At 62.5% G+C, this 13,939-nt stretch carries 12 protein-coding genes and 1 other RNA gene; 12 read left to right on the top strand and 1 reads right to left on the bottom strand.

All coding sequences use genetic code 11. The annotated features are described in order from the left end of the window. Positions 1 to 14: 14 nt before the first annotated feature. Positions 15 to 1,226 carry a pyrophosphate--fructose-6-phosphate 1-phosphotransferase gene (locus tag ACU8HS_RS16675; RefSeq protein WP_447014717.1) on the bottom strand — a complete coding sequence of 404 codons (1,212 nt, stop codon included), beginning with the start codon at positions 1,224 to 1,226 and terminating at the stop codon, positions 15 to 17. Positions 1,227 to 1,690: 464 nt separating this feature from the next. Between ACU8HS_RS16675 and ACU8HS_RS16680 the strand changes: the two genes are divergently transcribed. From ACU8HS_RS16680 to mraY, 12 genes are all read left to right on the top strand, one after another. Next, on the top strand, positions 1,691 to 2,398 hold the full coding sequence (locus tag ACU8HS_RS16680; protein WP_112564739.1) for a TerB family tellurite resistance protein: 708 nt from the start codon (positions 1,691 to 1,693) through the stop codon (positions 2,396 to 2,398). Then, on the top strand, positions 2,395 to 3,156 hold the full coding sequence (locus ACU8HS_RS16685; protein WP_112703170.1) for an N-acetylmuramoyl-L-alanine amidase: 762 nt from the start codon (positions 2,395 to 2,397) through the stop codon (positions 3,154 to 3,156). Before ACU8HS_RS16680 ends, ACU8HS_RS16685 begins: the two co-directional genes overlap by 4 nt. Before the next feature lie 263 nt (positions 3,157 to 3,419). Then, complete coding sequence (locus tag ACU8HS_RS16690; protein WP_112564743.1) at positions 3,420 to 4,061, top strand: lytic transglycosylase domain-containing protein; 642 nt, start codon at positions 3,420 to 3,422, stop codon at positions 4,059 to 4,061. Between the two features lie 82 nt (positions 4,062 to 4,143). Beyond that, positions 4,144 to 5,319, top strand: a complete 1,176-nt coding sequence (locus ACU8HS_RS16695; protein WP_447014718.1) for an FAD-dependent oxidoreductase — start codon at positions 4,144 to 4,146, stop codon at positions 5,317 to 5,319. Between the two features lie 56 nt (positions 5,320 to 5,375). Next, positions 5,376 to 5,770: RNase P RNA component class A (rnpB, locus tag ACU8HS_RS16700), an RNA gene on the top strand. Positions 5,771 to 6,200: 430 nt separating this feature from the next. Next, positions 6,201 to 6,638: a division/cell wall cluster transcriptional repressor MraZ gene (mraZ, locus tag ACU8HS_RS16705; protein ID WP_377310608.1), complete on the top strand. Its 438-nt coding sequence runs from the start codon at positions 6,201 to 6,203 to the stop codon at positions 6,636 to 6,638. Positions 6,639 to 6,655: 17 nt separating this feature from the next. Next, positions 6,656 to 7,681, top strand: a complete 1,026-nt coding sequence (rsmH, locus tag ACU8HS_RS16710; RefSeq protein WP_112757375.1) for a 16S rRNA (cytosine(1402)-N(4))-methyltransferase RsmH — start codon at positions 6,656 to 6,658, stop codon at positions 7,679 to 7,681. Position 7,682: 1 nt separating this feature from the next. Then, on the top strand, positions 7,683 to 8,114 hold the full coding sequence (ftsL, locus tag ACU8HS_RS16715; RefSeq protein ID WP_112753313.1) for a cell division protein FtsL: 432 nt from the start codon (positions 7,683 to 7,685) through the stop codon (positions 8,112 to 8,114). Then, entirely contained in the window at positions 8,114 to 9,862 is a 1,749-nt protein-coding gene (locus tag ACU8HS_RS16720; RefSeq protein WP_112703175.1) for a peptidoglycan D,D-transpeptidase FtsI family protein, read from the top strand. The genes ftsL and ACU8HS_RS16720 overlap by 1 nt, the downstream gene beginning before the upstream one ends. Before the next feature lie 64 nt (positions 9,863 to 9,926). After that, a complete protein-coding gene (locus tag ACU8HS_RS16725; protein WP_447014719.1) occupies positions 9,927 to 11,387 on the top strand; it encodes a UDP-N-acetylmuramoyl-L-alanyl-D-glutamate--2,6-diaminopimelate ligase in 1,461 nt (486 codons plus the stop codon). Continuing rightward, on the top strand, positions 11,384 to 12,817 hold the full coding sequence (locus ACU8HS_RS16730; RefSeq protein ID WP_113414152.1) for a UDP-N-acetylmuramoylalanyl-D-glutamyl-2,6-diaminopimelate--D-alanyl-D-alanine ligase: 1,434 nt from the start codon (positions 11,384 to 11,386) through the stop codon (positions 12,815 to 12,817). Before ACU8HS_RS16725 ends, ACU8HS_RS16730 begins: the two co-directional genes overlap by 4 nt. A gap of 20 nt (positions 12,818 to 12,837) precedes the next feature. Further along, on the top strand, positions 12,838 to 13,938 hold the full coding sequence (gene mraY, locus ACU8HS_RS16735; protein WP_112564759.1) for a phospho-N-acetylmuramoyl-pentapeptide-transferase: 1,101 nt from the start codon (positions 12,838 to 12,840) through the stop codon (positions 13,936 to 13,938). Position 13,939 lies beyond the last annotated feature (1 nt).

Consider the following 13,939-nt stretch of genomic DNA (forward strand, 5'->3'; position numbering starts at 1 on the left):
TAGCCATCCGTCAATCATGCCGCCCTGTATTTTTGCCCGACCTGGTTCATTACTTCGCCAAACCATGCGGTCGAAAGATCAAACGGCTTGCCGCCCTTGATGCGGGGAAATTCTATTGTGCGCAACTTGCCGTTCTGCCCTTCGTCATGGCCGGTTACACCCGAAACCCTGTTGAGAGCGCTTTCGACGGCGAGGTCGACCATGCTCTGGATCAGGCGCAGATCTTCGCTGTTTGCCGGCGCGGAGCGGGCGAAATAACCGGATTTCTGGACCAGCGAGCGCTCGGCGTCGAGCAGGCTTGCAAACTGTTTCTGGAACCAGGCGCCGACATTGATCGTATCGATCTTCACATGGCCGAAGGCGTCACGCTTGACCGTCTCGCCGGCGGCTTCGCGTTCGGCGACGATGGCGTCGAGGCAGGCGCCTTCCGATACGAAGATCGTGGCATGGCCGGTGCGGTCCATGATCTCCTTCAGGCGCGCGGCCTCGGCATCGAGGTCGAAGGCCATTTCCGGCAGGTAGACGGCGTCGATGCCCTTCATGCGCGCATTCATCATCAGGCCGTCGACATATTCGTTGCCCTTGGTGCGCTGGAGATAGGCGCGGGCCGTGGCTGCCGTCAGCCAGCCGCAGTGGCGGCCCATGACCTCGTGAATGACGAGCGTGCGCGGGGCGGCGGTCTGTTCGTTGCTGACATTGTCGAAGAAGTGGGCGCCGACTTCGGCAGCCGTCCAGGCGCCGAGCGACTGGCGGATGGGCACGACGTCGTTGTCGACGGTTTTCGGCAGGCCGACGACGGTGAGGTCATAACCGTTTGCCGCGAGATAGGCCGCCAGATCCGCGGCGGTCGTATTCGTGTCGTCGCCGCCGATCGTGTGCAGGACGGTGACGCCGTCATTGGCGAGGCGTTCTGCCGCGACCCGCAGCGGATTTTCGCCTTCCTTGACGAGGCCGCGCTTCACGCAGTCGGCGGCATTGGTGAGCTTGACGCGGCTGTTGCCGATCGGCGAGCCGCCATAACGGTGAAGCAGCGGCGCCTTTTCGCGCATCTGGCTGTTGATGGTGACGCTGTCGCCGAGCAGCACGCCCTGATAGCCGGACTTGTAGGCGATGAGGTCGATGTCGGGTGCGACGTCGCTATAGCGTTCGATGAGGCCGCCGACGGCGGATGAGAGGCAGGGTGCGAGGCCTCCGGCGGTCAGCATTGCGACTTTCTGTTTGGCCATAATCCCTCCTTTGGCGCCTGATGCGCGACTGCCTGCCGCTTGAAGCGGTCGCGATCTGTCCGATCCGCACTGGCGCGCTCCAAGCCGTCCTTTTCCATACGCGTTCCTGCAAAACCGCTGCCGGTTCTGCGCGACCTGCTTCAGGTAACGCATGGATGCGGCAGAGAAACTGGCCTGTAAAGTAAAGAATTTACGAAAAACGCGCCTTTCTGCAGGGGCGGCGCCGGAAGCGGCGATATAATCGGTTCAATGCCCGTCCACCTATCCATAAGTGTTGTGGAATCGCCGGCCGTTGTGCCGATAATGCAGAAAACGGGGACACAGCGGACGGTCGCGGCACCGGCGACAATTACCGAATTGTGAAAACTGTTTTCGGGCCTACGACCAATAGCCGCCTTGCAATGGCAACGATTATTTGGTCAAGGTGTTTCTTCCAAAACTTGCTGCATTGCGAGAAGATGACGATGTCTTTCTGGGAAAAACTGGTGAATGCCATTGGCAATACCGCGGGCAATGCGCTCTCTGCGGTCGTCGAGGCTATTCGCACGGTTTTCGAGGGCGACCCGGAGACGCGCCGCAAGGTCGCTTTCTCGGTTGCCGTCATCGCGCTCTCGGCCAAGATGGCGAAAGCCGACGGTATCGTCAGCGAGAAGGAAGTGCAGGCCTTCCGCGACATTTTCGAGTTTCCTCCGAGCGAGGCGAAGAATGTCGCGCGCCTCTACAATCTCGCCCGCCAGGACGTTGCCGGTTACGAGGCCTATGCGGCGAAGCTGTCCACGCTCTGCTCGACCTGCGCTGCCAATTGCCCGGTTCTGGAGGACGTGCTCGATGGCCTGTTCCATATCGCCAAGGCGGATGGGCTGATCCACGAGAACGAAATGAATTTCCTGCGCCATATCGCCGAAATCTTCCAGATGAGCGATGCCCGCTTCGAGCAGATCGCGGCGCGCCACGTCTCGGACGGGCGCGACCCCTACAAGGTTCTCGGGGTTTCGCCGGCAGACGATTTCCCGACGATCCGCCGCCACTACCACGTTCTCGTCAGCGAACATCATCCGGACCGGCTGATTTCGCGCGGCGTGCCGGAAGAATTCCATGCGATCGCCAATGAACGCATGGCGGCGCTGAACGACGCCTATGCGGCGATCGAAAAGGAACGCCGCGCCGCATGACCTCATTCGAGGCCGATTACAGGAAAGCCCGCGTCCAGCCTTCGCCGAACCACGGCGAACGTGCCGATGGCCGCAAGCCGGATATGATCCTGCTGCACTATACCGGCATGCCGAGCCCGGAAGGGGCGCTCGACTGGCTCTGTCGCGACGAAAGCCAGGTCTCCAGCCATTATTTCGTGCATATGGACGGCGAGGTCGTGCAGCTGGTGCCGGAAAGCCGGCGTGCATGGCATGCGGGAAAGAGCTTCTGGCAGGGCGAGACCGACATCAACTCGATGTCGATCGGCATCGAAATCGCCAATGCCGGCCATCCGGGCGGGCTCCCGGACTACCCGAAAGAGCAGATCGCGGCGGTGATCGAATTATGTCGCGATTGCGGCGAACGCTGGTCAATCGCGCCGGAAAGGGTGCTCGGCCACTCCGATGTCGCCCCGGTGCGCAAGGTCGATCCGGGCGAAAAATTCCCCTGGCGGGAGCTGTATCGGGCCGGCGTCGGCCATTGGGTGGAGCCGGCCGCCATTACCGGCGGGCGCTTCTTCCAGCGGGGCGACCGCGGGCAGCCGATCGAAGCGCTGCAGTCCATGCTGTCGCTTTATGGCTACGGAACTGAAATTTCGGGTGAATTCACCGACAAGACGGCCGGAGACGTGGAAGCGTTCCAGCGGCATTTCCGCCCGGAACGGGTGGATGGTATCGCCGATTTCTCGACGATCGACACGCTGCATCGCCTGCTGTCGGCGCTGCCGCGATATTCCTGATTTCCGACGGCCGGGCGGGCGGCGGGTTTTCGGTGTTCAGCCGGGAAAATCGGGCTGCCACATCATTTCCCTATTATCTCCTCATTGCGATGGTCTAAGAATTTCCGCTAAGCGGCGCCGATGGTTGTTCCCAAGCTAAATCGAAGGCGTCATGTGAAACGATAAGAATTGCCGCGGATCCTGATCATTTCTTGATCTTGTATTCCCCGTGACCGCGTGGCGCGCCGTCCGGAAATTCTTTGGGTCGGAGTGTTCAAGACTACATGAGAAAACTGATTGTTGTTGCTGCAGCATGCGTTGGCATGGTGCTGGCGGGAAATAGCTTTGCCTTTGCGAATGACTGGGGCGTAAGAGCCGATGCGCCCGCCAAGAAAGTGGAGCGCCCGCTGAAGAAGGCGGAGCGCAAGGTGAAGAAGACAGGGCGCCCGCTGAAGACGGCGCAGCGCCCGGTGAAGGCGGCCCAGCGTCCGCTCAAGACAGCGCAGCGCCCGCTGAAGACGGTTGAGCGCCAGAGCGGTTATCCCGTCGCCGATGTTTCCGGCAATTCCTATTCCGCGCTGATCAGCAAATATGCCAGGCAGTACAACGTGCCGGTGGCTCTTGCCAATGCGGTCATCCGTGTCGAGAGCAACTACAATCCCAACGCGCGCGGCAGCCATGGCGAAATCGGCCTGATGCAGATCAAGCCGGCCACGGCCCGCATGATGGGCTATACCGGCAGCGCCAAGGGCCTGTTCGATCCGGAAACCAACATCAAGTACGGCATGAAGTATCTTGCGGCCGCCCACGATCTCGGCGGCGGCGAGACCTGCAATACGATCCTCAAATACAATGCCGGCCATGGCGCGACGCGCATGAACCCGGTCTCCAAGTCCTATTGCGGCAAGGTTCTTGCAATGCTGTGAGCAGGAAACGCTGTTTCTCCGGCCGGAGCCGGATGATTCAGCGGGATTGCCATGCTATCGCTCGCTTTCAGCGAGGTGTGACATGGCAGTCGATTTCAGGTTCATCGTCATCGGCCGCGGCATGATGGGTGCCGCGGCCGCAAAATATCTGGCAAGACAGGCCGATGGCGTCGCCGTCATCGGCCCGGACGAGCCCGAGGACCGCAAGGCGCATGAGGGCGTCTTTGCCAGCCATTACGACGAAGGGCGCATCACCCGCACCATCGATCCGGATGGCGACTGGGCCTTGCTCGCCAATCGCTCGATCGCCCGCTACGGCGATATCGCCAGGGAAAGCGGCGTCGAATTCTATACGCAGGCGGGCTGCGTGGGCGTGGCGCCGGTCGAGAGCGACTATCTCGGCAATACGCAACGGGCCGCTTGCCTGCTCGGCGCCGAAATCGCCCTGCTCGACGAGGCTCGGCTGAAGAAGCAATTTCCCTATTTCGCCTTTCCCGCCGGCAGCGCCGGCATTTTCGAGGCGAAGGGAGCCGGGCATATCAGCCCGCGCAAGCTCGTAAGGGCGCAGTCGCTGCTGGCCGAAAAGGCAGGCGCGACCGTCATTCGCGACCATGTCGCGTCGATCCGGGAAGAGGGCGGGGCGGCTGTCGTCACGACGGCGGGCGGGAGCGTCTATCGCGCCGAAAAGGCCCTGCTTGCCGCCGGCGGTTTTTCCATTTCGCAGAATCTCTTGCCGCAATCCGTTGACATGACGGTTTACGGACGCACCGTGGCCCTTTTCGAAGTGGCGGAAGAGGATGCGCATCGCTTTGCCGGCATGCCGTCGCTGATCCTCCATGCGCCCGGCATCGACATCTACCTGCTGCCGCCGATCCGTTATCCCGACGGCAAGCTCTATCTGAAGATCGGCGGCGATCCCGACGACCTCGTGCTGGACAACGATGCGCAGATGCGCGCCTGGTTTCGCACCGAGGGACGTGCGCCGGCCCGCGAGCATCTGACCGGGATCGTCGGCCGGATCGTGCCGGAGCTTGAGGCGCGGTCGGTTTCCTCCGCGTCCTGCGTCGTCTCCTATACGAAGAGCCGTTATCCGATGATCGGCTATACCGCTTCGCCGCATGTTGCGGTCCTGACCGGCTGCATGGGCACCTCGGCCAAGAGTTCCGACGAAATCGGCAGGCTGGGGGCTGCGCTCATTTTGACAGGCGGAATCAAGGATCAGGGCTACGCCACGGATTTCGCACCTTATTTCCGTTAAGCTTCCGGCCCATATTTCGTTGGCTTTTGCGGGCTTCCTCGTTTAAGGGAGCCCTGCCAGTTGGCCGGGCAGCCGCGCTTTACCAATGCCGAAAGGCGGTAGGGTGAGGAAAGTCCGGGCTCCACGGAAACACGGTGCCGGATAACGTCCGGCGAGGGCGACCTCAGGGAAAGTGCCACAGAAAGCAAACCGCCCGTCATGACGGGTAAGGGTGAAAGGGTGGGGTAAGAGCCCACCGCATCTCCGGCAACGGATATGGCACGGTAAACCCCACCGGGAGCAAAACCGAATAGGGATGACGCGGCGGGCGAAAGCCTTGCCGGCCGGTTTCCAGGCCAGTCATCCGGGTGGGTTGCGTGAGGCAGCGTGCAAGCGTTGTCCCAGATGAATGGCTGCCACGTTCCGGTTCGCCGGAGCCATACAGAACCCGGCTTACAGGCCAACTGGCGATTGACTTCCCGGGCGTCCGCATTGCGGCCGAACACGATTTTTTCCCTTTCAAGCCATTGAAATGACGAGAATTGCAGCAAGGTCGCATGGATCCCGTGCGGCCCGATTTCCGGCATTGTCCGACAGCTTGCGATGGCGTGAGAGAATCGCTTTCCTAACCCTTTGTTAAACTTAACAGCCTATAAATGTTCGGTACTGCGCCCACCTCAAAATGGGCTCATCCCATTGACGCCCATACGGTCCCATGCTATCCCAAGTGCGCACTGCATCAGGGCAATCATCTGCCCATCAATCGCAAAGCAAAGGCGCCTTCCGGACCGGAAGCGTCGGGAGGGTCTTGGCTCTTTCGGCTTGCGTAGCTGTGCCTGATTTTGAGGGTTTCGGGCGGCGAACGGCTTTCCGGGCTCTTTCGGAAACGGATGTTTCGTGTCATGAGCCGCTTCCTTTCGAATGCGACCAACAGGATCGATGCCAAGGGCCGGGTTTCCGTGCCGGCGGCGTTCCGTTCCGTGCTGGCGCAGCGCAATATCCCGGAACTGTACTGTTTCCAGGATTTTGTGTTTCCGGCGATCAGCATCGGCGGCCCGGACCTTCTGGAAAGGTTCGAGCGGCAGATCGCTGCGGAAGATCCGTTTTCGCCGGATGCGAACGAGATGTCGCTTCTCATCCATGGGGGCGGGGTCTTCATGAAGCTCGACGCCGAGGGTCGGTTGATGGTCACGGATTTCATTCGCGACTTTACCGGCATTACGGACGAGGTGGCCTTCGTGGGTCGGGCGGATCACTTTCAGCTCTGGCGGCCGCAGGCATTCGCGGCAGCGCAGGCGCAGGCACGAGAGGAGCGCAGGCTGGCGGGCAGGCGTTCCTGAGAGAACGAGGGAGCGGAATGGTGGCGAATCCTGGCGGAGGTTCAACTGAAGCCGGTGGCGGACCGGTTCGCCACATTCCGGTTCTTCTCAGGGAAGTGCTTGCGGCGCTGGAGCCTTCTTCCGGCAAGGTCATTCTCGACGGCACCTTTGGCGCGGGCGGTTATACGTCCGCCATTCTGGCGGCCGGTGCCGATGTGATCGCGCTCGATCGCGATCCGACGGCGATTGCGGCCGGGCAGGCGCTTGTCGCGGCCCATCGCGGCCGTCTCAAGCTTATCCATTCGCGCTTTTCCGAGCTTGCCGACCATGCGCCTGAGGGCGGGCTTGACGGCGTGGTGCTCGATATCGGCGTTTCCTCCATGCAGATCGACGAGGCCGAGCGCGGCTTCTCCTTCCAGAAGAACGGTCCGCTCGACATGCGCATGTCGGCTGCGGGCGTTTCGGCCGCCGATGTCGTCAATCGGGCGAAGGTCGCCGATCTCATCCGCATCTTCCATTATCTCGGCGAGGAAAATCAGGCGCCGCGCATTGCGCATGCGATCGAAAAACATCGCGCCGAAAAGCCGTTCGAGACGACGCGCGATCTTGCCGGGCTGATCGAGCTGGTGACGCCGCGCAAGATGAAGGACAAGATCCATCCGGCGACGCGCGTCTTCCAGGCGCTGCGCATCTTCGTCAACGACGAGCTCGGCGAGCTGGCGCAGGCGCTGTTTGCGGCCGAGCGGGCGCTGAAGCCGGGCGGTCGTCTCGTCGTCGTCACCTTCCATTCGCTGGAAGACCGGATCGTCAAGAAATTCTTCTCCGACCGGGCCGGCAAGGCATCGGGTTCGCGCCATCTGCCGATCGCGCATGAGCGGGCTGCGACCTTCGCGCCGGTCGGCAAGTCGATGGTATCAGCCAGCGAAGAAGAGGCGCAGGCCAATCCGCGTGCCCGTTCCGCCAAGCTGCGTGCCGGCCAGCGCACCGCTGCCCCCGCCGAAGCCGAGGACATGTCGCTCTTCGGATTTCCCAATCTTGCCAGCCTCGGAAAGCTTGGAGGTTGATATGCTGAGAACGTTCGATCTTGTGCTCATCGGCGTCATGACGGCGGCTGCCGCCGTCACCTACACGATCAAGCATCGCGCCGAGCTGAAGCTCGAGGAGGTTCATCGCCTCGAGGCGGAGATCAAGCTGGAGAAGGACACGATCGATCTCCTGAAGGCCGACTGGGCGCTGCAATCGCAGCCGAACCGGCTGGAGCGGCTGGTCAATGTCTACAATAGCGAGCTGCAGCTGCAGCCGACGGATTCGACCGCGCTTGCCCATGCGCGCGAACTGCCGATGCTGAAATCCGAAGTTCCGCCGCCCGACATTGCCGAAGCCAAGGCCGGCGCCAAGCCCGGCTCTGCCGCCAAGGCGCAGCCGGTTCCGATGCCGGCGCCGCGCCAGGCCGAAGAGCAGGAGCCGGACGAGATCGAAACGGGAGCGCTGGAATAATGTCCTTTCTTTCCCGCATCATGGTGCTGAAAAGCCAGGCGCATTTTTCCGCCGGCGTCTATAACCGTTTCGGGGCTCCGTCCGGCATGGCGATCGAGGGCTCGCGCAAGCGCAAGTCCGGGCAGGCCAAAAGCCGCGTGGGCCTGCTCATCGTCGGCTTCACCGCCCTCTATGCCGTCATCGGCGGACGTCTCGTCGAATATGCGATGAAGGAGCCGGAATCGGTTTCGTCCATCCTGCCGCCCGACCGGCTGATGGCATCGCGTCCCGATATCGTCGACCGCAACGGCGAAGTGCTGGCGACCGATATCCGCACGGTTTCGCTGTTTGCCGAGCCGAACAAGATCGTCGATGCCGACGAGGCTGTCGAGAAGCTGCAGACTGTGCTTTCCGACCTCGACGTCAAGGACACCTACAAGAAGCTGTCGAACCGCACCTCGCATTTCGCCTGGCTGCGCCGCCAGCTGACGCCGAAGCAGCAGAGCCAGATCCTGGCGCTCGGCATTCCCGGCATCGGCTTCCGGCCGGAAAAGCGCCGCTTCTATCCGGGCGGGGCGACGGCCGCGCATATCCTCGGCTACGTCAATATCGACAACCGCGGCGTTGCCGGCATGGAGAAATATATCGACGATCAGGGGCTTGCCGATCTCGCCTCGGTCGGCATGACGAGCAACCAGCCGCTGGAGCCGGTCCGCCTGTCGATCGATGTGCGCGTGCAGGCGATCGTGCGCGATGTCGTTGCCAATGCCGTCGTCAACTACAAGGCCAAGGGGGCAGGGGCCGTCGTGCTCGACGCGCATACGGGCGAGGTGCTCGGCATGGCCTCGGCGCCGGATTTCGATCCGAACAATCCGCAGGAAGGCTCCAAGGACGGCTGGCTGAACCGCATGTCGAACGGCACGTTCGAAATGGGCTCCACCTTCAAGACCTTCTCGACCGCCATGGCGATCGACAGCGGCAAGGTTTCCCTCAAGGACAGTTTCGACGCCACCAACCCGATCCGCATCGGCGGTTTCACCATTCACGATTTCCACGGCCAGCGCCGCTGGCTGACCGTGCCCGAAATCTTCGAATATTCGTCCAATATCGGCACGGCGCGGATGATCGATATCGTCGGCATGGAGATGCAGAAGGACTATCTGACGCGCCTCGGCCTGCTGACCAAGATGCAGACCGAGCTGCCGGAAGTGAAGATGCCGAGCCAGCCGCGCGTCTGGAAGAAGATCAACTCGATCACGATCTCCTTCGGCCATGGTGTGGCGACCACGCCGCTGCAGACGGCGGTTGCCGGGGCGGCGCTCATCAACGGCGGCAAGCTCATCGAGCCGACTTTCCTGCCGCGCAGCCGCGAACAGGCCGATGAAGTTGCCGAGGTCGTCGTCAAGAAAAGCACCAGCGACGATATCCGCTATCTCTTCAAGCTGAACGGCAAGAAAGGCTCCGGCCGCAATGCCGACGTGCCGGGCTTCAATGTCGGCGGCAAGACCGGAACGGCCGACAAGGTGGTCAACGGCCGCTACGCTACCAATCTGAATTTCAACGCTTTTCTGGCGGCTTTCCCGATTGATGATCCGAAATACGTGGTGCTGACCTTCTGCGACGAACCGCTTGACGGCGAGCAGCATCAGCGCATCGCCGCCTATACGGCAGCCCCCATGGTCAAGAACATCGTGCGCCGCGCCGCGCCGATCCTCGGTGTGGAACCGGAATTTGGCGAAGACGGCTCGGCCTTGTTGGTGTCTTATTGAGTGTGAATCAATGTCGGCGTCGATTCGTAAGGGGCGATCGACCTGAACCAGAAAAGTGCATTCGATGAAATTGCGGGACATCGCCGGAAATGCGTTTCCGGAACTCAAAGCTGAACTCGAAGGGCCGGCCGGGGCGCTGGAGATAACAGGATTGTCTTCCGACAGCCGGAAGATCGCACCCGGAATGGCTTTCGTGGCAATTGCCGGCTCCAAGGCCGATGGTGCGGGCTTCATTGCCGATGCCGTTGCCAAGGGCGCTGCCGTCGTCATCGCAGCCCATGCGACCGAAACCTCCGTGCCGGTGCTGGTCGTTGCCGAGCCGCGGCGTTTCCTCTCCGTTGCCGCCTCGCGCTTCCATGGCCGCCAGCCGGCGACGATGGTCGCGGTGACGGGGACGGCGGGCAAGACTTCGGTCGCATCCTTCACGCGGCAGATCTGGGCGCATGCCGGCCATGCGGCCGCGATGATCGGCACGACCGGCGTCGTTTCGCCGACGCGCAACGAATATGGCTCGCTGACGACGCCCGATCCGGTTTCGCTGCACAAGCTGCTTGCCGAACTTGCCGACGAAGGCGTGACACATGCTGCGATGGAGGCTTCGAGCCACGGCCTCGACCAGTATCGCCTCGACGGCGTGACGCTGGCGGCTGCCGCCTTCACCAATCTCGGCCGCGACCATATGGATTACCATCCGACGGTCGAGGACTATATGGCCGCCAAGATGCATCTCTTCGACCGGGTGCTGCCGAAGGGCTCGCCCGCCGTCGTTTTCGCCGACGATCCGTGGTCGGAGCAGGCGATCAGGGCGGCAACGGCTGCCGGCCACGATGTGCGCACGGTCGGGCGCAAGGGCACTTATCTGACGCTGAAGCGCGTGGAGCATTTCCGGCACAAGCAGGTGGCGGAAATCCATGCCGAAGACGAGATCTTCGAGGTCGATATCCCGCTCGCCGGCGATTTCCAGATCGCCAATGCGCTGGTTGCGGCAGCCCTTGCCATGTCGACGGGCGTGCCGGCGAAGGTGGCGATGGCAGCGCTCGAAAAGCTGCAGGGCGCTTCCGGCCGTCTCGAGCTGGTCGGTCACACCAGGGACGGCGCGCTTGCCTATGTCGATTACGCCCATAAGCCGGATGCGCTGGAAAACGTGCTAAACTCGGTGCGGCCGTTCACGACGGGCCGCGTGATCGTCGTGTTCGGCTGCGGCGGCGACCGCGACCGCGGCAAGCGGCCGATCATGGGCGAAATCGCCTGCCGGCTGGCCGATGTCGTGATCGTCACCGACGACAATCCGCGCTCGGAAGAGCCGGCCGCGATCCGCGCCGAGATCATGGCGGCGGCCAAATGCGCTTCGGAGATCGGCGATCGCGCCAAGGCGATCCGCGAGGCGGTGCTGCAGCTGAAGTCCGGCGATACGCTGATCGTCGCCGGCAAGGGACATGAAGAAGGGCAGACGGTCGGCAGCGTCACGCTGCCGTTTTCCGATCATGCCGAAGTGCGCAAGGCTTTGGAGGAGCGGGTATCATGAACTGGCTCTGGACCACCGAAGACATGGTCGCCGCGATGGCGGGCCGCCCGTTCGGCTCGCTGCCGCAGGGCATTACCGGCATTTCCATCGACAGCCGCTCGATTGCGCCAGGCGAGGCCTTTTTCGCGATCAAGGGCGACCGCGTGGACGGGCACGATTATGCTTCGATGGCCGTGGCAAACGGCGCGTCGCTGCTGGTTGTCAGCGAGGCGCGCCTGCCGGCCATGGGGCGGCTGACGGTGCCGATGATCGTGGTCGAGGACGTGCTTGCCGCGCTTGGCAAGCTGGGACAGGCATCGCGTGAACGCTCGCGGGCGAAGATCATCGCCGTCACCGGTTCGGTCGGCAAGACGACGACGAAGGAGATGCTGCGCCATGTCTTGTCTCCCTCCGGCAAGGTGCATGCGTCGGTTGCTTCCTTCAACAATCACTGGGGCGTGCCGCTGACGCTCGCGCGCATGCCGATCGACACCTATTTCGGCGTCTTCGAGGTCGGCATGAACCATCCGGACGAGATCCGGCCGCTGGTGGCGATGATCCGCCCGCATGTCGCCGTCGTCACGACGGTCGCGCCGGCCCATCTCGGCAATTTCCAGAGCATCGAGGAGATCGCCGCCGCCAAGGCCGAGATCTTCGAAGGGCTGGAGCCGGGCGGCGACGTGGTTCTCAACCGCGACAACGACCAGTTCTCCTTCCTGGAGCAGGCGGCGCAGGCGCTTGGCATCACCAGAATCCATTCCTTCGGCCAGCACGCCAAGGCGGAATTCCGTCTTGCCGAATTCAACGGCTCGGATGAAAGCTCGACACTCTGGATGACCGTCGGCGGCGATACAAAGGAAGTGCGCATCGGCGCGCCGGGCCGCCACATTGCCGAAAACGCGCTGGCCGCACTGGGCGTCGTGACGATTGTCGGGGCCAGTCTCGACAAGGCCATCGAGGCGCTTGCGACGCTGAAGCCGGAAAAGGGCCGGGGCAAGCGCTACCGCCTTCCGATCGGCAACGGCAGCTTCACGCTGATCGACGAAAGCTACAACGCCAATCCGGCCTCCATGCGCGCGGCGATCGCGCTGCTGGCAAGCGCCGAACCGACCGGGCGGGGGCGGCGCATCGCCGTGCTCGGCGACATGCTGGAAATGGGCGAGTTTGCGCCGCAGGTCCATGCCGACCTTGCCGGGCCGCTGCTGGCGGCCGGCCTGGAACATGTCTGGCTCGCCGGGCCTGAAATGGTGGCGCTGAAAGAATCGCTTCCCGACAGCGTCGCGGTCGAGCATCGCGAAAAGACGGAAGAATTGTTGGAATTCGTATTGAACTCGGTCGCACCTGGCGACGTGTTGATGGTGAAGTCGTCGCTGGGGATCGGTTTCGGCAAGATTGTCGCCGCGCTCCTTGACAAGTACCCGCCAGTTTCCGACACGCAACGCGAACCATGATCGGGCAAAAGGGGCCTTGAATGCTGATTTGGCTAGTTGAACTGTCGGAATATTTCAAATTTCTGAATTTGTTCAGGTATATTACCTTCCGGGCTGGTGCCGCTCTCTTCACCTCCGCTCTCATCGTCTTCCTCTTCGGGCCTGCCATCATCAACTCGCTGCGCATCCGGCAGGGCAAGGGCCAGCCGATCCGTGCCGACGGGCCGCAGACGCATTTCAAGAAGGCGGGCACGCCGACCATGGGCGGCCTGATGATTCTCGCCGGCATCGTCGGGGCGTCGCTGCTCTGGGCCGATCTTTCCAACGTCTATGTGGTGGCCACGCTGCTCGTGACGCTCGGCTTCGGCGCCATCGGCTTCTATGACGATTATCTCAAGGTCACGAAGCAGAGCCACAGGGGCTTTTCGGGAAAGGCGCGCCTCGGCATCGAATTCGTCATTGCCGGCATCGCCGTCTATTTCATGATGCGCACGGCGCTCGTCTCCGGCCCGGCCGGCTCGACCTTCGGCTCCTCGATCGCATTCCCCTTCTTCAAGGACTTCCTGATCAATATCGGCATCATGTTCGTCGTTTTCGGCGGTTTCGTCATCGTCGGCGCCGGCAATGCCGTGAACCTGACCGACGGCCTCGACGGGCTTGCCATCGTGCCGGTCATGATCGCCGCAGCCGCCTTCGGCATCATCGCCTATCTTGCCGGCAACGCGGTCTTTGCCAATTACCTGCAGATCAATTTCGTGCCGGGTACCGGCGAGCTTGCCGTGGTGCTCGGCGCGGTCATCGGCGCAGGCCTCGGCTTCCTCTGGTTCAACGCGCCGCCGGCCGCCATCTTCATGGGCGATACCGGGTCTCTCGCCCTCGGCGGCACGATCGGCACGGTTGCCGTTGCCACCAAGCACGAGATCGTCATGGCGATCGTCGGCGGCCTCTTCGTCATGGAAACGCTGTCGGTCATCATCCAGGTCGGTTTCTTCAAGATGACCGGCCGGCGCGTCTTCCTCATGGCGCCGATCCACCATCATTTCGAAAAGAAGGGCTGGACGGAAAGCCAGGTGGTGATCCGCTTCTGGATCATCGCCGTCGGCCTTGCCATGCTCGGCCTTTCCACCCTGAAGCTGCGGTGAG

It is taken from the genome of Rhizobium sp. KDH_Rht_773_N, from assembly GCF_052946295.1.